The organism is Delftia sp. K82 (assembly GCF_002193035.1).
Lineage (GTDB): Bacteria > Pseudomonadota > Gammaproteobacteria > Burkholderiales > Burkholderiaceae_C > Comamonas > Comamonas acidovorans.
In genome coordinates, this window is record NZ_MYFL01000001.1 from 2,292,045 (window position 1) to 2,310,984 (window position 18,940).

Genomic DNA, 18,940 nt, shown 5'->3' on the forward strand with positions numbered 1-18,940 from the left:
TTGGCGCCCGCGCTCCCTCTGCGCCCCCTTCAGCGCCTCCGCTGCCCCTCTTGATGCGCACCAAACTTGTGCACAGCATCTTTGGCCTGTCCAGCAGTTAGATAACGAGTGAACAAAAAAACAACTGTCTTTACGCCAACAAAAAGATGTGGATACAAATCGTTATCATTCGCACCTTGATTTTTAACCAAAACGGAACTTTACAAAGATGGTCAGAATCTCGGTGCTCCGCCCGCTTCCTCTTTGCGCCGCCCTGGCATGCACAGCCATGGCCCATGCCCAGTCAGCCGACAACAAGGCCGACACGTCCCTGTCCACCGTGGTGGTGACCGCCTCGGGCACGGCCGTGGACATCAAGGAAGCGCCGGCCAGCATCAGCGTGATCACCCGCGAGGACATCGAGCGCAAGCCCGTCACCAGCATCGGCGAGCTGCTGTCCACCATTCCCGGCGTGACCGGCGGCCTGTCCGGCACGGGCGCCCAGTCCAAGATCAAGCTGCGCGGCCTGCCCGAGAAGTACACGCTGATCCTGGTGGACGGCAAGCGCCAGGGCAACTCGGCCGGCATCAACTACCGCGACGACCTGGGCTCGCAGGATCTGGACTGGATCTCGCCCGAAATGATTGAGCGCATCGAGGTGGTGCGCGGCCCCATGTCCTCGCTGTACGGCTCCGACGCCATGGGCGGCGTGATCAACATCATCACGCGCAAGATCGGCAAGCGCTGGAGCGGCTCGACCACGCTGAACTACAGCAAGCCCTCCGACAGCGACCGCGGCGACACGCGCCAGCTGGGCTTCAACATCAGCGGCCCGCTGTCCGACAAGTTCGGCCTGCGCCTGGGCGGCAACTACACGGACCGCGCAGCCGACGAGAGCACGGGTGGCTTCCCGGGCACGTACCAATCGACGGCCGGCTCGCGCAAGCAAAACCTCAACGCCCTGCTCAACTGGCAGCTAACGCCCGACCAGGTGATCGGCATCGAGGCCGCGCAAGGCATCCAGCGCGCCACGGGCTCCGACGCGCGCACGGCATCGGGCGACCAGGTGGTCTATCCCTGGGGCCTGAGCAAGCTGGAGCAGACCAAGTTCGGCCTCAGCCATGACGGCCGCTGGGGCGACCTGACCTCCAAGCTCAACCTTGTGCACAACAAGTACGAGGACAAGGGCGACACCATCGGCAACAACTCCAAGGAAACCACGCTGGACGGCCGCATCGACAAGCCGTTGAAGCTGTGGGGCCTGGACCAGGCCATGACGCTGGGCATGCAGTGGCGCCGCGAGTCGCTGGACAACCGCGACACCATCGGCCTGGCTCCCATCGACTACACGGGGCGCCCGGTCTCGGGCTCGGGCCTGAGCGCCACCACCTGGGCGCTGTTCGGCGAGGACCAGATCTTCCTGCGCGAGAACCTGGCGCTGACGCTGGGCCTGCGCATGGACCACCACCAGAAATACGGCAACAACTGGAGCCCGCGCGCCTACCTGGTCTACCACCCGGCCTCGGAGTGGACGGTGCGCGGCGGCGTCTCGCGCGGCTTCCGTGCACCCAACCTGAAGGAAAACTCGGCCAGCGCCGCCACGCAATCTGGGGGCAACGGCTGCCGCAGCCTGGCCGGCATGGGCTGGACCAACACCAGCGTCAACGCCGACGGCACGCGCGGCTGCTACATGGCCGGCAACCCCGACCTGCAGCCCGAGACCAGCACCAACTTCGAGCTGGGTACCAGCTGGGACCGCAATGGCTGGGCGCTGGGTGCCACCTACTTCCACACCAACTTCAAGAACAAGATCGACTACCAGCCGCTGGGCTTCTACAACGGCTTCTGGTGGACCCGCATGGCCAACGCCCAGCGTGCCCGCACGCGCGGCCTGGAAGGCTTCGTGAACGTTCCCCTGGCCAAGGGCCTGACCTGGAACACCAACATCACCAAGATGTTCGAGTCCAAGAACCTGAGCACGGGCGCCTCGCTGCTGGCCGTGCCCGAGCTGTCCATCTACTCGTCGCTGCAGTGGCAGATCCGCCAGGGCTGGTCCGCCATGTTCAGCGCCCGCCACGTGGGCAAGGAAGTCGTGACTACGGGCACGGCCACCACCTTCGCCAAGGCCTATACGACCTTTGACGTGTCCATGAACTACAACGTGACCGACACCCTGACCCTGCGCGCCGGCATCATCAACCTGGCCGACAAGGAAACCCGCACCATCGGCGCCAACTACGACAACGGCGGCCGTACCTACTTCGTGGGGATGACGGCGCGGTTCTGATGGCGCGGTCCTGATGGCGCGTTATCGGCCCTTGCGCTGACCCAGACAAAGCGCCCGTTGTGACGGGCGCTTTTTTCATCGCCGGGCCGCCCCAAGATGAAAAACTCCCCCTCGGGGGGCAGCGGACCTTGCGCAGCAGGGGGAGCGTGGGGGCCATTTTCATGGCGAGGAAGCTTTGGATATCCATCAATCGATTTTCTGAACCACGGTCTGGCCCGGCAGCAAGGCCCGGCCATCACCACCGCGCGGCAGCATGGGCGCGACAGGCAGGCCGGTCTGGCGATCCAGCAGCAGCGAATGCGCCTCACCCGGCGCGAACAGATGGCCTTCGCCCCACTGCCGCAAGGCCACGATCACCGGGAACAGCTCAAGGCCCTGGGCCGTGAGCACGTATTCCAGGTAGGCCGAGCCTTCGGCGGCCGGTCGGGTTTCGAGGATGCCGGCCTCCACCAGCCGGCGCAGCCGGTCGGCCAGGATATTGCGGGCCGCGCCCAGGCTGCGCTGGAAATCGCCAAAGCGGCTGATGCCGTCGAAGGCATCGCGCACGATGAGCAGCGACCAGCGGTCGCCGATCACATCCAGGGAGCGGGCCACCGGACAGGGCTGCGGTGTGTCAGGACGGGTGTCTTCTTTCATGACGTCATTGTGGTTGCATTTCAAAACTGGTTCAACTAGCATCCAACCAGTTTTGTTTTGCAACCGGATTCAACCCATGAACGCCTTCCCAGCCTCGGACACGGTCCGCATGCCGCGCAGCCTGGTGCTGTTGTTCGCCGCTGCCAGCGGTCTGAGCGTGGCCAATGTCTACTACGCCCAGCCGCTGCTGGAGGCGCTGGCGGCCGACTTCGGCATCAGCCATGCGGCCGTGGGCGGCGTGGTCACCGCCACGCAGGCCGGCTGCGCGCTGGCGCTGGTGCTGCTGGTGCCACTGGGCGACCGGCTGGAGCGGCGGCGGCTCATGCTTTTGCAGTTGCTGGGCCTGGTGCTGGCCCTGGCGGCCGTCAGCACCGCGCGTTCGGCCGTTCTGCTGCTGGCGGGCATGCTGGCCGTGGGCCTGCTGGGCACGGCCATGACGCAGGGGCTGATCGCCTATGCGGCCAGCGCCAGCCAGGCGCATGAGCGCGGGCGCGTGGTGGGCGCGGCCCAGGGCGGGGTTTTCATCGGCCTGCTTTTGGCGCGCGTGTTTGCCGGAGCCGTGGGTGACCTGGCTGGCTGGCGTGGCGTCTATGCCTGCTCGGCCCTGTTGATGCTGGCCCTGGCCTGGCCCCTGTGGCGGCAACTGCCCCGGCTGGCGGTGCCCTTGCATGCACCCAGCTACACGCAGCTGCTCGCCTCCATGCTCCAGCTGCTGCGCCAGGACCGCATGCTGCGCACACGCGGCATGCTGGCCCTGCTGATGTTTGCCACCTTCAACATCTTCTGGAGCGCCCTGGTCCTGCCGCTGAGCGCACCGCCCTACAGCCTGTCGCTCACGGCCATCGGCGCCTTTGGCCTGGCCGGCGTGGTGGGCGCACTGGCAGCAGCCCGTGCCGGGCACTGGGCCGACCAGGGTTTCGCGCAGCGCACCAGCCTGGGCGCGCTGGTGATCCTGCTGCTGGCCTGGGTGCCGATTGCGCTGCTGGAGCAGTCGCTGTGGGCGCTGGTCGCCGGCATCGTGCTGCTGGACCTGGGCGGCCAGGCCCTGCATGTGACCAACCAGAGCCTGATCTTTCGCAGCAACCCGCAGGCGCACAGCCGGCTGGTGGGCCTGTACATGCTGTTCTATGCCGTGGGCAGCGGGCTGGGGGCGCTGATTGCCACCAACGCCTACGCGCGGTTTGGCTGGCACGGCGTCTGCGTGGCGGGGGCGGCGTTCAGCCTGGCGGCGCTGGTGTTCTGGGCCATGACACGGGAAGCGGCTGCCCAGGCCAGCGTTCCCGCCTAGACCCGGCTCACCAACTCCGAAGGCACCCGCCCCAATGCCTTGCGGAACATGGTGGAAAACGCGCTGGGGCTGTCATAGCCCAGGTCCAGCGCCACCTGCGTGACCGATGCGCCCGCAGACAGCCTCGACACCGCCGCCAGCAGGCAGGCCTGCTGGCGCCAGGCGCCAAAGGCCATGCCTGTGTGCTGCTGGAAAAACCGGCTGAAGGTGCGCAGGCTCTTGTTCAGCGCTTGCGCCCAGTCCTGCGGCGTGGCGCGGATGCTGGGCTGGGCCAGGAACTGCTTGCACAGGGCGGCCAGCTTTTCGTCGCGGGGAATGGGCGCGAACAGCGGCAGGCTGCGGGCGGAGGCCAGCTCGTGCAGCACCAGCGTGACCAGGGCGCCGTCGCGGCCCGCTTCGTCGTACAGCGCCGGCAGGTCGGCGCAGGACAGCAGCAGCTGGTGCAGCAGCGGCGTGACGACCAGGGCCTCGCAGTGCACACCCGGGCGGGGCGCAGCAGCCGGTTCGATGTACAGGCTGCGCGTGCTCACGCCCTGCATGCGCACGCTGTGCGGCTTGCTGGCTGGAATCCACACGCCGCTGTAGGGCGGGATGGTCCAGGCGCCGTCGTCGGTTTCCACTTCCATCAGCCCGCTCATCCCGTAGAGAAACTGGGCACGCCGGTGGCTGTGCGTGGGCAGCAGCGTGCCAGGCGTGTAGTCGGTGCCGATGGCCAGCACTTCGCGCGCCACGGCGTCCACGGAATGCAGCGGGATGTTGAGCATGGGAATGTCCGGAAAACAGCCAACAGACTTTGGCAGGAATTCGAGGATTATTGACCTATCCGCGAAAGCAGGCCAAACCGCGGCATCCTAAGGTTCAGTTCTTGCTCGTTTTTTTCCAAAGGACTGTCTGTGTTCCCTCTCCTGCTGCTGGCTTTCGGTGTGCTTGCCGGCGTGACCACCGTGCTCTTCGGCTTTGGCGGCGGCTTCGTGGCCGTTCCGCTGCTTTATGCGCTGCTGACTTCCATCCACGGCGCGGACTCCGCCGTTGGCCAGGCTGCCATGCACATTGCCGTGGCCACCTCCACCTGCGTGATGATTTTCGGCGCCTCCATGGCCACGCTGCGCCAGCACCGCGCGGGCGCCCTGCCCTGGGATCAGGTACGGCCACTGGCTGGCTTCATCGCGGCCGGCGCCGTGGCGGGCGCGGCGGCCGCCACCTGGATCAGCGGGGAATGGGTGCGCTGGGCCTTCATCGCCTACCTGGCCCTGACCATCGCCGACGCGCTGCTGCGCCCGGGCTTCGTGCACGGCACCGCCACCAGCTTGCAGCCCATGGGCCGGCAGGCCGCCGCCACGGCCGGCCTGGCCATTGGTGCGATCGCTGCCTTCCTGGGCGTGGGCGGCAGCGTGATGACCGTGCCGCTGATGCGCCGACGCGGCGCCAGCATGGCGGCCGCCACGGCCATGGCCAGCCCCCTGTCCCTGCCCATGGCCGTGGCGGGCACCGCTGCCTACATGCTGGCATCGCAGGGCACGGGGCTGGGCCCCTGGCATGTGGGCTATGTGGACCTGCAGGCCTTTGCACTGCTGACGGCCGGATCGTGGACGGGCATCAGGCTGGCGGCACCGCTGATCGGCCGCATTCCCGATGCCCTGCATGCCAAGGCCTACCTGGCCCTGCTGGGCCTGGTGCTGCTGGTCATGATCGTGGTCTGAGCGCTGCGCTCAACCCTCCTGGAAGATCGCCTCGATCCGGGTCTCGAACACCCGGGCAATGGCGAATGCCAGCGGCAGGCTGGGGTCGTAGCGGCCCGTCTCTATGGCATTGACGGTCTGGCGCGACACGCCCAGCAGGTCCGCCAGCGCGGCTTGGCTCCAGCCGCGCTCGGCGCGCAATTCACGGATGGTGTTTTTCATCGCAGGGGCACTTTGGCGGAACAGCTCATCGGCTGCGCAGCCAGTGGGCCACCGAGGCAGCCACCCAGAGCGCACCCATCAAGGGCCACACCATGAACATGCTGAGCTTGGGAAAACCTGCCATTTCCAGGAATCCGTAGGTGAAGGTGATGCCGGCCGTACCCGCCGCCGCAATCGCCAGCTGCTCCAGCATGGACTTGCGCAGGAACTCGTCGGTATCGCGCACCAGCCGCACGATGGCCCGCACGGCCAGCGCAAACGCCAGCATGGGGCTGAGCAGCAGCGCCGTGCGCAGGGCCCCAGCCTGCATGTCAGCGCTGAGCAAAAGCGCCCCCACAAGCAGCGCCATGTAGAGCAGCAGCGCAAATCCCAGCTCCTTCTGGTAGCGGCGGTTGGTGACCGTTGTTTGATTCATGGAAGTCTCTCGCAATGTGTAAAGGATGCTTGACATTGTGCGATGCCACCCGCGAGCATGTCAAGCAAGCTTTACATCGGCACTGAACGCCCCGCCGTACAATCGCCGCCGTTGGTGCCAGCAGCCTGCAGGGGCTGCGGTTAAACGGGAAACATGGGGCGGCCAGATAAAGCCGCCCGCATGTACTGCCCCCGCAACAGTGAGTGAAACGCCGCGTGCATGGCACCGGCCCCCGCCAAACCCGTGCCACTGGGCGTACAGCCCGGGAAGGCCTTGGCGAGTGCGTCACCAGTCTGGATACCGGCCAACAGGCGGCCGGCCGCGCATGCAGCGCAGCCGGTCTTTGTGGTTTCCGTGCCGGCGGGGTCGCTGGCGCGCAACTGGTCCGCATCCATGCACACCCTCGCCCTCGCGCGCGCCCCTGGCGCCGCTGTTCGCTCGCCCTCGGCGTTCCCCGTACTGCGCACGTTGTCCGCCCTGGCTGCGGCCTCGCTGCTGGCCTGCCAGGCCCAAGCACAGGCACAACAGGCGCAGCGGGCACAGACCTCCCAGCTCGATACCGTGGTCGTCACCGCCTCGCGCAGCGAGCAGCCCCTGCGCACCGTCACGGCCGACATGACCGTGATCGACGCCGAGACCATTGCCCGCAGCGGCGCCACGGGCGTGGCCGACCTGCTGGTGCAGGTGCCGGGCGTGCAGATCAACCGCAACGGCGGGCCGGGCCAGGTCACCTCGGTCTACCTGCGCGGCACCAGCAATCAGCACACTGCCGTATTCATCGACGGCGTGCGCTACAGCTCGCAGGAGCTGCAGGGCGGCGCGGTCTGGTCCACCCTGCCACTGGCGCAGATCGAGCGCATCGAGATACTGCGCGGCCCGGCCGCCGCCATCTATGGCTCAGACGCCATGGGCGGCGTGATCCAGATCTTCACAAAGCGGGCGGACGGCCAGACCCGCGCCTATGCCGAGGCCGGCATAGGCAACCAGGGCACCAGCAAGCTCGCCACGGGATTTCAAGGCGGGGCCAACGGCTTCACCTATGGGCTGAACCTGGCTGACGAGCGCAGCGACGGCTTCGACGTCTACCCCGGCAACACCTTCTCGCCCAATCCGGACAAGGATGGCTACAGCAACACCTCGCTGGGCCTGAACGCGGGCTACAAAACGGGCATCCACCAGATCGATGCCAGCCTGCTGCACAGCCGCCTGCGCACCCACTACGACCAGAGCCCGCCGCCGTTCGACGACTACGACGTGGTCAAGAACACCACCGGCAGCCTGCGCTGGCAGGCCGGCTGGAACGCCATGTACAAAAGCGTGGTCCAGGTCTCCCATACCGACAGCCAAAGCGACCGCCACACCCAGTCGCCGGAAAGCGCCAAGGGCCGCTCCACCAACTACCTGCTGCAGAACCTGTTCACGCTGGGCCAGCACCGTTTCAACATCGACCTGGAGCGCCGCGAGGACAAGCTGGACACGCAATACGCCTGGACGCAGAACACCGACAGCCGGCGCGTGCAGAACTCCCTGTCGGCCGGCTGGCGCCTGACCGAGGGCCGCCACCAGTTCGACGCCAACCTGCGCCACGACCAGGTGCGCGACCAGCAGAACAAGACCACGGGCGGCCTGGGCTACGGCCTGCAGATCGACGAGCGCTGGCGCTGGGTGGCATCGGCCGGCACGGCCTTCCGCACGCCCACGCTGTACGAACGCTTCACGGGCCAGGCGGCGGCCGACCTCAAGCCCGAAAGCAGCACCAACGTGGAAACGGGCCTGCACTATGCGGCCGGTGCCAACCGCCTCTCGGCCGTGGTCTACCGCAACAAGTTCAAGAACCTCATCACCTACGACTGGAACAGCGCCCTTCCCTGCAACTGCTACCGCAACTGGCAGAGCGTGGAGATCACCGGCCTGACGCTGGCGGGCAGCACGCGCCTGGGCAGCGCCAACCTGGGCGCCTCGCTGGACTTCATGAACCCCGAGAACCTGGAGACCGGCAAGCTGCTGCCCTACCGCTCCAAGCGAATGCTCAAGCTCAATGCCGACACCCAGGCAGCCGGCTGGACGCTGGGCGGCGAAGCGCAGCTGTACAGCGGCCGCTACGCAGACGAGGCGAATACCTTCAAGCTGGGCGGCTACGGCGTGGTCAACCTCTACGCCCAGCGCCAGCTGACCAGGCAATGGACGCTGCTGGCCCGTGTCAACAACATCGCCGACCGCGACTACGCCCCCACGCGCGGCTATGCCAACGCAGGCCGCACCGTGTTCGTCAGCGTGCGCTGGACACCTCTGCCCTGACCCCCATGCATCTGCTTCTGCACCTGCTTCTGCGCCTGCTTTCGCGCCTGCCCCGCATCCTGCTGCTGACCGCCGCCCTGGCCTGCGCAGGCGGCGCGGGCAACGCCTTTGCGCAAAAGGCGGCGGATGCGGGAACGGGCGGGGCAACCACCGCCTACGCCGTCACCGACATGCGCGGGCGGCAGGTGCGCCTGGAGCGCGTGCCGCAGCGCATCGTCTCGCTGCTGCCCTCGCTGACCGAATCGCTGTGCGCGCTGGACGCCTGCGAGCGCATCGTGGGCGTGGACGAGTTCTCCAACCACCCGGCGCGCGTGGCCGCTCTGCCCAAGCTGGGCCACACTTTTGCCCCGCTGGTCGAGGCCACCGTGCGGCTCAGGCCCGACGTGGTGCTGATGGCGTACTCCGCACCCGTCATCGCACAGCTGGAGCGCTTCGGCATTCCCGTGCTGGCACTGGACGCCAACGACATGGCGCAGCTGGAGCAGGTGCTGCACAAGCTCGACCAGCTGCTGCAGGTGCAGCGCGCCAATGCCCTGCTGGCGCGCATGCAGGCCGAGGTGGACCAGCAGGCCAAGGCGCTGGCTGCGCACGCACCCACCGGGCAGAAGGTGTATTTCGAGGTGGACGCCACGCCTTATGCGGCGGGACCGGACTCCTTCATAGGCCAGTTGCTGCAGCGCCTGGGCGCGCGCAATGTGCTGCCGCAGAATCTGGGGCCCTTCCCCCGCATCACGCCCGAATACGTGCTGCGCCAGCAGCCCGAACTCATCATCCACACGCCGCAGACGCCATCGGCCAGCTTTGCCACCCGCCCCGGCTGGAGCCGCATGCCCGCCGTGCGCTCGGGCCGCATCTGCGCGCTGGACCTGGTCGAGACGGACGTGGTCTCCCGCCCCGGCCCGCGCCTGGGCGAGGCAGCGCGGGCGCTGGCCCGCTGCCTGCAGATGCCGGGCGCAGCGCCGCGTTGACTTCGCTGGCCTGATTGGCCCGCTTGACCCGCTTGGCCTGCTTGCCCGATGACTTGCCTACTCCAGCAACACGGCCGTGCCGCTGGCAGACACCATCAACATGCCGTTGCCCTGGCCCAGCACTTCGTAATCCAGGTCCACCCCCACCACGGCATTCGCGCCCAATTCCTGGGCACGTTCCTCCAGCTCCTTGAGCGCAATCTCGCGCGCCCGCTGCAGCTCGCGCTCATAGGTGGCCGACCGCCCGCCCACGATGTCGCGCAGCCCGGCGAACAAATCCTTGAACACATTGGCGCCCAAAATTGCCTCGCCCGCGACCACGCCGCAGTAGCGGGTGATGCGGCGGCCTTCGATCTGGGGGGTGGTGGTGATGATCATGAGAAATCCTCGGTGGTGAGTGACGGAGATGCACCTTGAGCGCCAAGCCGGCAAGGGGCAGACGCAAGGCAGGACTGAACGGGGCAGTCTGCCATAGGCGTGGGGTATCATCGCCTTCAGGTGCTGAACACACCTTTTGTTAGCCGGTCCGCCACTCTCGAAAGCAGTGGCGTTTTCTCGTCCATAGGATTCGTGCGCCTGCGCGCGCCTGTTTTATGGCCGGGTAGCGCGCAGTCATAAAAGACCTTTCGAGGGAAAGCTGCGGGCGGAGCTAGCACCGTGTTCAAGTACCCGGCCACCTCTCTGAACAGGAGGTGAAGTTGAACGAAACGCTAGGAGGCCTCTATGGCTGCTTTCTTTGTGGGCGTGTCAACGCCCTTTCTCGTTCCAATTTACATAGCGCCGCAGGTCTCGGACCGGCATGCCACTTCTTGCCCGCTCTCCGCGCTCTGCGCCAGACCAGTTCGTTGAGGATGCGCCATGTTGTACTTTCAGATTTCAGAAGACGAGTTCAACAAGCTAAATCGTGTGCATGATCAATTGGGACTGATCTCCAGCTTATTGATTGGCGCCTATCCTGGAAATGCCCTGGAAGTTGTTGAAACCGATCAGCTGCTCGCGTTCATCAATGCGCAGATTGAGACTATGGAATTGCTTACGGGAGCGGTTAGGCAGCGAGGGGTGATGAAGGAATTGCTTGCTCGCTGAGCAGTTCCCCCCCTGCAGCGATACTTCCCAACCATTTCGATCCATAGATGCCTCGCCGACTAACCTGCTCGGCAAGGCATCGCCGCCCTAGGCGGGCTCTGAAATTTTGTAGCCGTTAGTTTTACAGATTGCAGGTTAGATGATGCAAATGAAAGCTAAGCGGATCTGATTTTTTCTCTTGCCTCGCATATCGACCGGAATGGTATCTTGCACCTGCTTGTTTTCAGGTGCTTGCCAAAGTTGTAGCTTTGAAGGAGTGCCTGGATTGACTGCTCCCTGCCAGCCGTAGCGGTAGTACCGGCCTTGCATTCTTGTAAGCAATGGGTGCAGGCCTTGCGGGTCCACATCGTTGAGCGGGTTGTTTGCCACATACCCAAACCGATTCCACCCACCCTCCAACCCGATCGGGTCCGCCTGGATGTATCTCCCCGTCGCCGCATCGTAGTACCGGTGCAGGTTGTACGACAGCCCCGTCTCTTCATCAAACACCTGACCCGGATACCGCAGATCAAACTTCACCGCCTGTGCATAGCTGGGACCGCTGACCGTCTGGCCGTAGCCACGGTCGCCCGTGGTGGGACGCACTTCGCCAAACCCCGAGATCAGCCATTGCCAGGCCACCTGCCCCTGCTGGTTGGTCAGGCGCCTGGGGGTGTTCAGGTGGTCCGTGTGGATGGCGTACAGGCGGCCGTTGATCTCTGCCGCAATGGGCATGGGGCCGCTGGCCGTGGGCAGATAGGTGCTCTTGATTTGCCAGTCTGAGCTACCGAGTTGCCCTTCTCATGACAATGGATCTAGCCAAAATTGGTTCGCCTACATTTTAAATGCACTTCAATAAAATATTTCAACAATCTGTATTTTCAGCAATTTTACCGATAGCAAAAACCCTGTAACCACTAATTAACTCTATTAACTGCCCCCTCGACAACCATTCAGCATCAATCTCGGAGTACATTTTGCAGCGGGCTTTACCCCTGAAAGTCTCTTCATTATAAGATATTAACTCAATCTCTGCATCATTAGAACACTCCAAGTAAGCGCTAATATATTTTTGCCAACGCACAGTCATACGAATGCCGTCACATGGGCCAAATGAAGAACCACCAAAATCTGATGGCACCCAGAGAAAATCAATAGAGAATACTATTTTCATAACTTAAGGCATTGAAATAAATGGAAGATCGCCACATTGTACACAAAACCCAGGCCCAGTATTATCTATATTCAGATGCTTATAACTTCTCTCGTATACATTAAGAGGTATTTTGGCTTTAATAACTTGATTCAAATCAAAAATATCTCGGAGCTTATTTGCACCAGCCAATGACTCAGAAAACCATTTATCTTCCATAGAGCGGCCACCAGGATGAGGGCGGAATCCGTATAAAGCAATATCACCAGCTTCGGCATTGGAAACCGCGCGATAGCCGTATATATAATCAGCGCCTCCTCGACCAGCACAAAACGCCCCCGACTCCATCCCCTCAGAGATCCCCCGCGCAATCGGCAGCATCCTCGACACACCAGTCGGAATCTGCGCCACCAGCGGGTTGATCACCGCAGGCGATGCCAACGTCCCGTTGACCCCCGACGCCCCGGCAATGAACTCCGTGATTGCCGGACCGTACCGGTAGTAAAGCCCCCGTCCCACCTCTGCGATCCTGTTCAACGCAACAACGGCATTCAATCCATCCGGATCAATAGCATTGAGCGGATCACCCCCCACATACCCAAACCGATTCCACCCATCTTCCAACCCGATCGGGTCCGCCTGCATATACCGCCCCGTCGCCGCATCGTAGTACCTGTGCAGGTTGTACGACAGCCCCGTCTCTTCATCAAACACTTGCCCCGGATATCGCAGGTCGAACTTCACCGCCTGCGCATAGCTGGGCCCGCTGACCGTCTGGCCGTAGCCACGGTCGCCCGTGGTGGGACGCACTTCCCCAAACCCCGAGATCAGCCATTGCCAGGCCACCTGCCCCTGCTGGTTGGTCAGGCGCCTGGGGTGTTCAGATGGTCCGTGTGGATGGCGTACAGCCGGCCGTTGATCTCCTAAAAATTCGTGAAATGCAAATCAGTTGTCAAATATTATCTTGATTTTAAATATTGCTCTAAATACTCCCACACCTCGTCCTCACCCTTTTCTTTTGCGGCATCAACAGCACTCCCCCCAGTAATATCAACTTTATCGACATCAGCTCCATAACTCAGTAGATTAACAACCACTCCAAGATGGCCCCATGCTGCGGCACACATAAGAGGCGTTACTCCTTGATCATTAACGGCATCAATCTCGGCTCCTTGGTCTACAAGATAATCAACCGCCCGCAACTCTCCATTTGATGCCGCCTCATGCAATGCAGACATTCCATAACCGCCTATCGCGTTGACAGAGGCGCCATTTTCCAAAAGTATCTTCATAGCAGCAATATTGCCTTCAGAAGCGGCAGTCATGAGTGCAGTTCGCCCTTTCAGGCCTACTTTATCAAGATCAAATTTTTTAGAATTAATCATCAATTCCAAATTATTTACATCAATAGATAAGCTATCTATCAAACTATCTACAGCAGTTTTATCATTCATGGCAGAGAATTAAAAATACCAAGTTCAACTTTATTAAGCAACCTTTGATAATCATCAAACCTCATAGGATCTACAGGAGATATCACATAATGACCAGGTTTACCTGATTGCAGCGTCTGCAGCCCTCCAGGAATAGAATTCACAGGGAAAGCACCTCCGTATCGCTGAATAAATTGATCATGCGGATTAATATTCAAAGATAACCCTTGAGCTTTCCCATTTTTTCCGAATGGATGAATTAACCCATCAGATGCAGCCTTTACATCAACACCTAATCTGGCTGTTAGGCCATTACCACCTCTATATAGCTGTGGTGAATTTGATACGCAAGCAAAAGCTCCCGACTCCACCCCCTCAGAGATCCCCCGCGCAATCGGTAGCATCCTAGAAACACCCGTCGGGATCTGCGCCACCAGCGGACTGATCGCCGCAGGCGATGCCACCGCCCCGTTGACCCCCGACGCCCCGGCAATGAACTCCGTGATCGCCGGACCGTACCGGTAGTAAAGCCCCCGTCCCACCTCTGCGATCCTGTTCAACGCAACAACAACATTCAATCCATCCGGATCAATCGCATTGAGCGGATCACCCCCCACATACCCAAACCGATTCCACCCACCCTCCAGCCCCATCGGGTCCGCCTGGATGTATCTTCCCGTCGCCGCATCGTAGTACCTATGCAGGTTGTACGACAGCCCCGTCTCTTCATCAAACACCTGCCCCGGATGCCGCAGATCGAACTTCACCGCCTGCGCATAGCTGGGGCCGCTGACCGTCTGGCCGTAGCCACGGTCGCCCGTGGTGGGACGCACTTCCCCAAACCCCGAGATCAGCCATTGCCAGGCCACCTGTCCCTGCTGGTTGGTCAGCCGCCTGGGGGCGTTCAGATGGTCCGTGTGGATGGCGTACAGCCGGCCGTTGATTTCTGCCGCAATGGGCATGGGGCCGCTGGCCGTGGGCAGGTAGATGATTTCCGTGCTGTCGCTCTGGCCTGCGGGCGCTGCGCTGTTGGCGCTGCGTTGGTTGGCGTACTGGCCCAGCACGGTGCTGCCTATGCCGTCTTCGGCGTACAGGGTCTGCAGCGTGGTCGGTTGACCTGCGCCGCGCGCATCGCTTTTGAACACGCGCTGGCCCAGGGCGTTGTAGACGTAGCTGACGGCTCTTGCGTCGGCAGCGTCCGCGTATTCGCCGGCCTTGGCGATGCGGCCGTCCGCGCCGTAGTGCAGGTGATTGTCTCCCTTCTTGACCAGGGCGCCCGCAGCGTCGTAGCTGAAGGTCACGTTGCTGTTCTGCGCCGCGCTGCCCGGGCGCTGCAGCGTCTGGGCGTAGCTTTGCAGGCGATTGGGCCCGCAGCCGTCTGGTAGTTGCGCTGCAGCGTGGACGTGCCGGATGCCAGGACATTGCTGTAGTGCACCTGGGTGCGGTTGCCGTTGGCGTCCCAGGCATAGCCGGAGGCGCTGAGCTCGATGGTATCGGCAAGGCTCCAGCCCGTGGGTAGTGTGAGGCCTGCAGGCGCCCCGCAGCGTCATGCAAGATCACAATTCACTAATTAATTTGGCTTTTTAAACAATCAGCGCTATAGGAGTTCTCAAAGTCCATATGTAGGTAGCAAATAAATTACTGCTTTTTAATTAACTGCTGAGCAACAACCTCCTCGTTAACCACAACGTATAGAGATGTTCCGCTTGCAATTCTATTTCTAATCTCGACTGTTGCATTTTTTTGACATTCGCATGAACCACCATATTTTTCATTTTTCAGAGTCAAGGTTTGCATATTATTCCTAGACACACTAAGATATGGCGAATCCAAACCCTCGTTGCAGGAGAAGTACCAATTTATGTTCACAATCTGAACATTAGATTCTTGCGATATTCTCACATAGTTCGATTCAGGCGCACCATTCAAGCATGCACTAACCGATAGCAAATTTACTCCAGACTTCAAGGTAAATTCATTTGATGATTCCATTTTTTTGCACGAAGAAATCATCAAGATAAAGAAAAAAACAGTTATTACTTTCATTTTACAGGCCTGAAAGTTACCCAGCCGCCTGGACTTAATATATTAGGAACTTGGTGGAAAATCGATGCTGGATCTTTAGAAATTGGAGGATACGGGTTCTCCATTGGTTTATCAAACCAATTTTTCCACGTATTAGTATCAGGCGCAGTAACTGGGACTCTTCTTAAAGAACTCAGCTGCTCACCAATTGAATTTATACCGCTGCCTGTATAGCAGGCATCGATCTTCACAGGAAGCACTCCACAGCCATTTTCATCCAGAATATTATTCAATTCCTTAACTCCTCTACCATTTACAGAGGCACGACTACCATGCGAATAGACAGTGCACATGCTCGGATCATCTAAAGCATTAACAGCACCCTGATAATTTGGATCACTAGGATGAAATAGAATAATTTTCTTCAACCCTGTTGGATCAGTCCAAGAAATCGGGTTGGAACTCACATATCCAAACCGATTCCACCCACCCTCCAATCCGATCGGGTCCGCCTGGATGTATCTCCCCGTCGCCGCATCGTAGTACCTGTGCAGGTTGTACGACAGCCCCGTCTCTTCATCAAACACCTGCCCCGGATACCGCAGATCGAACTTCACCGTCTGCGCATAGCTGGGGCCGCTGACCGTCTGGCCGTAGCCACGGGCGCCCGTGGTGGGCCGCACTTCGTCAAATCCCGAGATCAGCCGGCTACCCTGCTGCAGGGGCATGTTCAGATGCTGCGTGTGACTAATCCACTCGAGCCGCAGGTACCAAGGTAATACCTGCACATCCTGCATCTAATCTATACATCAAGTCCGCTATTTTCACGCCACTTTTACGATAACGCATCGAATAAACCATCTTTTTTGGCATTGCATTTACCTCTTCGACAATGATCATTGCTTCACTATCCCAAGCAATAGATTTTGCGGCTTTTGAGAAATCTGAATTACTTGAAGCACATTGCTCCGGATTGGAAATAAATTCTTCGATTTTATCCAAAATATCTCTGGGAGAGGGGTACGTAGAGATAAATATCGCACCAGAGAAAATCAACCCCACAAAAACCAACAAAATCATATAGAATTTTTTATTCAGTAATTTCATTATCTTAAAAAATTCCATATTTTTGCCTTACAAGAATTAACAACGCACTTCTGCACACACTGCTGCGCAGTGCTCATGCAATTTTCATTAAATAGATTATATTTACTCGGCTTATTCCCACCAGACCTACAATCCAGAACACATTGGTCAATATATTTTTCATCACAGCCAGCAACTTTACCACAGTAACTTTTATCCACAATATCGCTGTCATCAACATACGCACCATTGCTATTCATCATTGCTGCCCATGGCCCTTTTGGTTTTGCCCCGCTATACCCCGATGGATACCACCCAGCGCAATTACCATTAACACAAGTAAATACATGAGGCCAGTCGTTATTAAACCCAGGATAAGTACATATTTGAGCCTCAAGCCCCTTAGGGTCAATGAAATTCAATGGATTTCCACTCACATACCCAAACCGATTCCACCCACCCTCCAGCCCAATCGGGTCCGCCTGGATGTATCTCCCCGTCGCCGCATCGTAGTACCGGTGCAGGTTGTACGACAGCCCCGTCTCTTCATCAAACACCTGCCCCGGATACCTCAGGTCGAACTTCACCGCCTGCGCATAGCTGGGGCCGCTGACCGTCTGGCCGTAGCCACGGTCGCCCGTGGTAGGACGCACTTCCCCAAACCCCGAGATCAGCCATTGCCAGGCCACCTGCCCCTGCTGGCTGGTCAGCCGCCTGGGAGTGTTCAGGTGGTCCGTGTGGATGGCGTACAAGCGCCCGTTGATCTCTGCCGCAATGGGCATGGGGCCGCTGGCCGTGGGCAGGTAGATGATTTCCGTGCTGTCGCTCTGGCCTGCGGGCGCTGCGCTATTGGCGCTGCGCTGGTTGGCGTACTGGCCCAGCACGGTGCTGCCTATGCCGTCTTCGGCGTACAGGGTCTGCACGGTGATGGGCTGGCCCGCTCCGCGCGCATCGCTCTTGAGCACGCGCTGGCCCAGGGCGTTGTAGACGTAGCTGACGGCTCTTGCGTCCGCAGGGTCTGCGTATTCGCCGGCCTTGGCGATGCGGCCGTCCGCGCCGTAGTGCAGGTGGTTGTCGCCCTTCTTGACCAGGGCGCCCGCAGCGTCGTAGCTGAAGGTCACGTTGCTGTTCTGCGCCGCGCTTCCCGGGCGCTGCAGCGTCTGGGCATAGCTTTGCAGGCGATTGGTGCCCGCCGCAGTCTGGTAGTTGCGCTGCAGCGTGGAGGTACCCGATGCCAGGGCATTGCTGTAGTGCACCTGGGTGCGGTTGCCGTTGGCGTCCCAGGCGTAGCCGGAGGCGCTGAGCTCGATGGTGTCGGCAAGGCTCCAGCCTGTGGGGAATATTTAGGGTGCTGTATGCATGAATTACGACCTTTCGTCACGACGGTCATGCCTATCTATCGACAATTCATTTCTAATAATCCTCTATATTTCATCAAAGTCTCATTTATATGATTCTCGTCATTTTTGTCTAGTTTATTCATAGATATGGAAAATGATATTTCTATATTTGAATTTGGCAAAATACTAGTCAATGTTGAGCTTTTTTCAGATTTATTGTTTAACTCAATCATAGTCACGTAAACACCATCCACTCCAGCTTCAATTACTTCATTGCCCCCAACATCAACAACTGATTTTTTTATGCAATCAATTGTTGGATTTACGACATAGAACCGATAAGCTTTCTTCCACAAAAATTTATCATCATTTCTTTCCAAGAACTGGTAAATTGCATAAGAAATCACAAACACACAGAAAATAATACTTAGAATTATTTTTTTATTTTTTACCATGTAATCTCTCCAGAGACTCTATAAAACTCAATGGAATAACAGAGTGAGGTACATTTTTAAAATTCGACAACCGAAGGCCATCCGAAACGAAGGTCGTGCAGTTATTAAACGGAAGCGAATAAACTCCTGGATCGATGCTCATTTCTTTTATATATTTTTTCAACAAATCAACACTTTCTTGACTTCCTTCAATCCAAATCGATTTATCTGGTTGCTTCTGATGGAATGCATCTAACTCTACTGTACCAGGAACCCCCGGAAATATAAGCTCATAATTTGTCTTTGATGGGCTCGTGGGGTAGTATCCAAAAGATCCACTTCCATTTATCCCAACACCGACGTGACCAGAGCCGCCTCCATAGTAATAGACCATAACACCGCTTGAGTAGGGGCCCATACCTGGATTATCTAGCCCCCGCGAGTCAGACCAATTTAACGGATTCCCACCCACATACCCAAACCGATTCCATCCACCCTCCAACCCGATCGGGTCCGCCTGCATATACCGACCCGTCGCCGCATCGTAGTACCTGTGCAGGTTGTACGACAGCCCCGTCTCTTCATCAAACACCTGCCCCGGATACCGCAAATCGAACTTCACCGCCTGCGCA

Annotated in this window: 21 protein-coding genes and 1 riboswitch; of the genes, 6 read left to right on the forward strand and 15 right to left on the reverse strand. The window is 59.7% G+C overall.

Annotation, left to right across the window (positions count from 1 at the left end):
• Nucleotides 1-268: 268 nt before the first annotated feature.
• The gene (locus tag KDK82_RS10120; RefSeq protein WP_088164774.1) at nt 269-2,266 is read left to right on the forward strand and encodes a TonB-dependent receptor; all 1,998 of its coding nucleotides are present in this window, start codon (nt 269-271) and stop codon (nt 2,264-2,266) included.
• A gap of 186 nt (nt 2,267-2,452) precedes the next feature.
• Here KDK82_RS10120 and KDK82_RS10125 read toward each other — a convergent pair whose 3' ends face one another.
• Nucleotides 2,453-2,902 (reverse strand): helix-turn-helix domain-containing protein, encoded by a 450-nt coding sequence (locus tag KDK82_RS10125; protein WP_088164775.1) that lies wholly within the window; start codon nt 2,900-2,902, stop codon nt 2,453-2,455.
• A gap of 76 nt (nt 2,903-2,978) precedes the next feature.
• Here KDK82_RS10125 and KDK82_RS10130 point away from each other — a divergent pair, with 76 nt between their 5' ends.
• Entirely contained in the window at nt 2,979-4,190 is a 1,212-nt protein-coding gene (locus tag KDK82_RS10130; protein ID WP_088164776.1) for an MFS transporter, read from the forward strand.
• Here KDK82_RS10130 and KDK82_RS10135 read toward each other — a convergent pair.
• Nucleotides 4,187-4,954, reverse strand: a complete 768-nt coding sequence (locus KDK82_RS10135) for a helix-turn-helix domain-containing protein (RefSeq protein ID WP_088164777.1) — start codon at nt 4,952-4,954, stop codon at nt 4,187-4,189. The two genes, KDK82_RS10130 and KDK82_RS10135, sit on opposite strands and share 4 nt — an antisense overlap.
• A 129-nt stretch (nt 4,955-5,083) precedes the next feature.
• Here KDK82_RS10135 and KDK82_RS10140 point away from each other — a divergent pair, with 129 nt between their 5' ends.
• Nucleotides 5,084-5,890 (forward strand): sulfite exporter TauE/SafE family protein, encoded by an 807-nt coding sequence (locus KDK82_RS10140; RefSeq protein WP_088164778.1) that lies wholly within the window; start codon nt 5,084-5,086, stop codon nt 5,888-5,890.
• 9 nt (nt 5,891-5,899) lie between these two features.
• On the opposite strand, the gene KDK82_RS10145 is transcribed toward KDK82_RS10140, so the two are convergent.
• Both KDK82_RS10145 and KDK82_RS10150 read right to left on the reverse strand, forming a co-directional pair.
• Nucleotides 5,900-6,091 carry a helix-turn-helix transcriptional regulator gene (locus KDK82_RS10145; RefSeq protein ID WP_013802457.1) on the reverse strand — a complete coding sequence of 64 codons (192 nt, stop codon included), beginning with the start codon at nt 6,089-6,091 and terminating at the stop codon, nt 5,900-5,902.
• A gap of 25 nt (nt 6,092-6,116) precedes the next feature.
• Complete coding sequence (locus KDK82_RS10150; RefSeq protein WP_012205557.1) at nt 6,117-6,506, reverse strand: hypothetical protein; 390 nt, start codon at nt 6,504-6,506, stop codon at nt 6,117-6,119.
• A 95-nt stretch (nt 6,507-6,601) separates the two neighbouring features.
• Nucleotides 6,602-6,830: riboswitch (cobalamin riboswitch) on the forward strand.
• Between the two features lie 69 nt (nt 6,831-6,899).
• Between KDK82_RS10150 and KDK82_RS10155 the strand changes: the two genes are divergently transcribed.
• Both KDK82_RS10155 and KDK82_RS10160 read left to right on the forward strand, forming a co-directional pair.
• Nucleotides 6,900-8,804, forward strand: a complete 1,905-nt coding sequence (locus KDK82_RS10155; RefSeq protein WP_088165483.1) for a TonB-dependent receptor — start codon at nt 6,900-6,902, stop codon at nt 8,802-8,804.
• 5 nt (nt 8,805-8,809) lie between these two features.
• Nucleotides 8,810-9,772 (forward strand): ABC transporter substrate-binding protein, encoded by a 963-nt coding sequence (locus tag KDK82_RS10160; protein ID WP_256974441.1) that lies wholly within the window; start codon nt 8,810-8,812, stop codon nt 9,770-9,772.
• 57 nt (nt 9,773-9,829) lie between these two features.
• Here KDK82_RS10160 and KDK82_RS10165 read toward each other — a convergent pair whose 3' ends face one another.
• Nucleotides 9,830-10,150: a heavy metal-binding domain-containing protein gene (locus KDK82_RS10165; protein WP_088164779.1), complete on the reverse strand. Its 321-nt coding sequence runs from the start codon at nt 10,148-10,150 to the stop codon at nt 9,830-9,832.
• A gap of 480 nt (nt 10,151-10,630) precedes the next feature.
• On the opposite strand from KDK82_RS10165, the gene KDK82_RS10170 reads away from it, so the two are divergent.
• On the forward strand, nt 10,631-10,858 hold the full coding sequence (locus KDK82_RS10170; protein ID WP_017406633.1) for a hypothetical protein: 228 nt from the start codon (nt 10,631-10,633) through the stop codon (nt 10,856-10,858).
• Nucleotides 10,859-10,993: 135 nt separating this feature from the next.
• Here the strand turns inward: KDK82_RS10170 and KDK82_RS32720 are convergent, their stop codons facing one another.
• The 10 genes from KDK82_RS32720 to KDK82_RS10210 all read right to left on the reverse strand — a co-directional run.
• Complete coding sequence (locus tag KDK82_RS32720; protein WP_088164780.1) at nt 10,994-11,572, reverse strand: RHS repeat-associated core domain-containing protein; 579 nt, start codon at nt 11,570-11,572, stop codon at nt 10,994-10,996.
• 130 nt (nt 11,573-11,702) lie between these two features.
• A complete protein-coding gene (locus KDK82_RS31940) occupies nt 11,703-12,011 on the reverse strand; it encodes a hypothetical protein (RefSeq protein ID WP_143290027.1) in 309 nt (102 codons plus the stop codon).
• 3 nt (nt 12,012-12,014) lie between these two features.
• Nucleotides 12,015-12,836 (reverse strand): RHS repeat-associated core domain-containing protein, encoded by an 822-nt coding sequence (locus KDK82_RS10180; RefSeq protein WP_256974442.1) that lies wholly within the window; start codon nt 12,834-12,836, stop codon nt 12,015-12,017.
• A 113-nt stretch (nt 12,837-12,949) separates the two neighbouring features.
• Nucleotides 12,950-13,444: an ankyrin repeat domain-containing protein gene (locus tag KDK82_RS10185; RefSeq protein ID WP_088164782.1), complete on the reverse strand. Its 495-nt coding sequence runs from the start codon at nt 13,442-13,444 to the stop codon at nt 12,950-12,952.
• Nucleotides 13,441-14,724, reverse strand: a complete 1,284-nt coding sequence (locus tag KDK82_RS32980; protein ID WP_218827067.1) for an RHS repeat-associated core domain-containing protein — start codon at nt 14,722-14,724, stop codon at nt 13,441-13,443. The genes KDK82_RS10185 and KDK82_RS32980 overlap by 4 nt, the downstream gene beginning before the upstream one ends.
• Nucleotides 14,725-15,465: 741 nt before the next feature.
• Nucleotides 15,466-16,176, reverse strand: coding sequence for an RHS repeat-associated core domain-containing protein (locus tag KDK82_RS10200; RefSeq protein ID WP_256974443.1), 711 nt, complete (start codon nt 16,174-16,176; stop codon nt 15,466-15,468).
• Nucleotides 16,177-16,195: 19 nt separating this feature from the next.
• Nucleotides 16,196-16,555 (reverse strand): hypothetical protein, encoded by a 360-nt coding sequence (locus KDK82_RS31945; protein ID WP_193761022.1) that lies wholly within the window; start codon nt 16,553-16,555, stop codon nt 16,196-16,198.
• A complete protein-coding gene (locus tag KDK82_RS33375) occupies nt 16,555-17,790 on the reverse strand; it encodes an RHS repeat-associated core domain-containing protein (RefSeq protein ID WP_088164784.1) in 1,236 nt (411 codons plus the stop codon). The genes KDK82_RS31945 and KDK82_RS33375 overlap by 1 nt, the downstream gene beginning before the upstream one ends.
• 140 nt (nt 17,791-17,930) lie before the next feature.
• Nucleotides 17,931-18,329, reverse strand: a complete 399-nt coding sequence (locus tag KDK82_RS31950; protein WP_143343445.1) for a hypothetical protein — start codon at nt 18,327-18,329, stop codon at nt 17,931-17,933.
• Nucleotides 18,316-18,940: RHS repeat-associated core domain-containing protein (locus tag KDK82_RS10210; RefSeq protein ID WP_143343477.1), on the reverse strand; the 625-nt coding region annotated here is incomplete at its 5' end. The genes KDK82_RS31950 and KDK82_RS10210, both read right to left, overlap by 14 nt.

Bases quoted from the DNA above. Each gene is read 5' to 3' on its own strand.
- KDK82_RS10120 (WP_088164774.1), top strand. From the start codon at position 269: ATGGCCCATGCCCAGTCAGCCGACAACAAGGCCGACACGTCCCTGTCC.
- KDK82_RS10125 (WP_088164775.1), bottom strand. From the start codon at position 2,902: ATGAAAGAAGACACCCGTCCTGACACACCGCAGCCCTGTCCGGTGGCC.
- KDK82_RS10130 (WP_088164776.1), top strand. From the start codon at position 2,979: ATGAACGCCTTCCCAGCCTCGGACACGGTCCGCATGCCGCGCAGCCTG.
- KDK82_RS10135 (WP_088164777.1), bottom strand. From the start codon at position 4,954: ATGCTCAACATCCCGCTGCATTCCGTGGACGCCGTGGCGCGCGAAGTG.
- KDK82_RS10145 (WP_013802457.1), bottom strand. From the start codon at position 6,091: ATGAAAAACACCATCCGTGAATTGCGCGCCGAGCGCGGCTGGAGCCAA.
- KDK82_RS10150 (WP_012205557.1), bottom strand. From the start codon at position 6,506: ATGAATCAAACAACGGTCACCAACCGCCGCTACCAGAAGGAGCTGGGA.
- KDK82_RS10155 (WP_088165483.1), top strand. From the start codon at position 6,900: ATGCACACCCTCGCCCTCGCGCGCGCCCCTGGCGCCGCTGTTCGCTCG.
- KDK82_RS10160 (WP_256974441.1), top strand. From the start codon at position 8,810: ATGCATCTGCTTCTGCACCTGCTTCTGCGCCTGCTTTCGCGCCTGCCC.
- KDK82_RS10165 (WP_088164779.1), bottom strand. From the start codon at position 10,150: ATGATCATCACCACCACCCCCCAGATCGAAGGCCGCCGCATCACCCGC.
- KDK82_RS10170 (WP_017406633.1), top strand. From the start codon at position 10,631: ATGTTGTACTTTCAGATTTCAGAAGACGAGTTCAACAAGCTAAATCGT.
- KDK82_RS32720 (WP_088164780.1), bottom strand. From the start codon at position 11,572: ATGCCCATTGCGGCAGAGATCAACGGCCGCCTGTACGCCATCCACACG.
- KDK82_RS31940 (WP_143290027.1), bottom strand. From the start codon at position 12,011: ATGAAAATAGTATTCTCTATTGATTTTCTCTGGGTGCCATCAGATTTT.
- KDK82_RS10185 (WP_088164782.1), bottom strand. From the start codon at position 13,444: ATGAATGATAAAACTGCTGTAGATAGTTTGATAGATAGCTTATCTATT.
- KDK82_RS10200 (WP_256974443.1), bottom strand. From the start codon at position 16,176: ATGCCCCTGCAGCAGGGTAGCCGGCTGATCTCGGGATTTGACGAAGTG.
- KDK82_RS31945 (WP_193761022.1), bottom strand. From the start codon at position 16,555: ATGAAATTACTGAATAAAAAATTCTATATGATTTTGTTGGTTTTTGTG.
- KDK82_RS31950 (WP_143343445.1), bottom strand. From the start codon at position 18,329: ATGGTAAAAAATAAAAAAATAATTCTAAGTATTATTTTCTGTGTGTTT.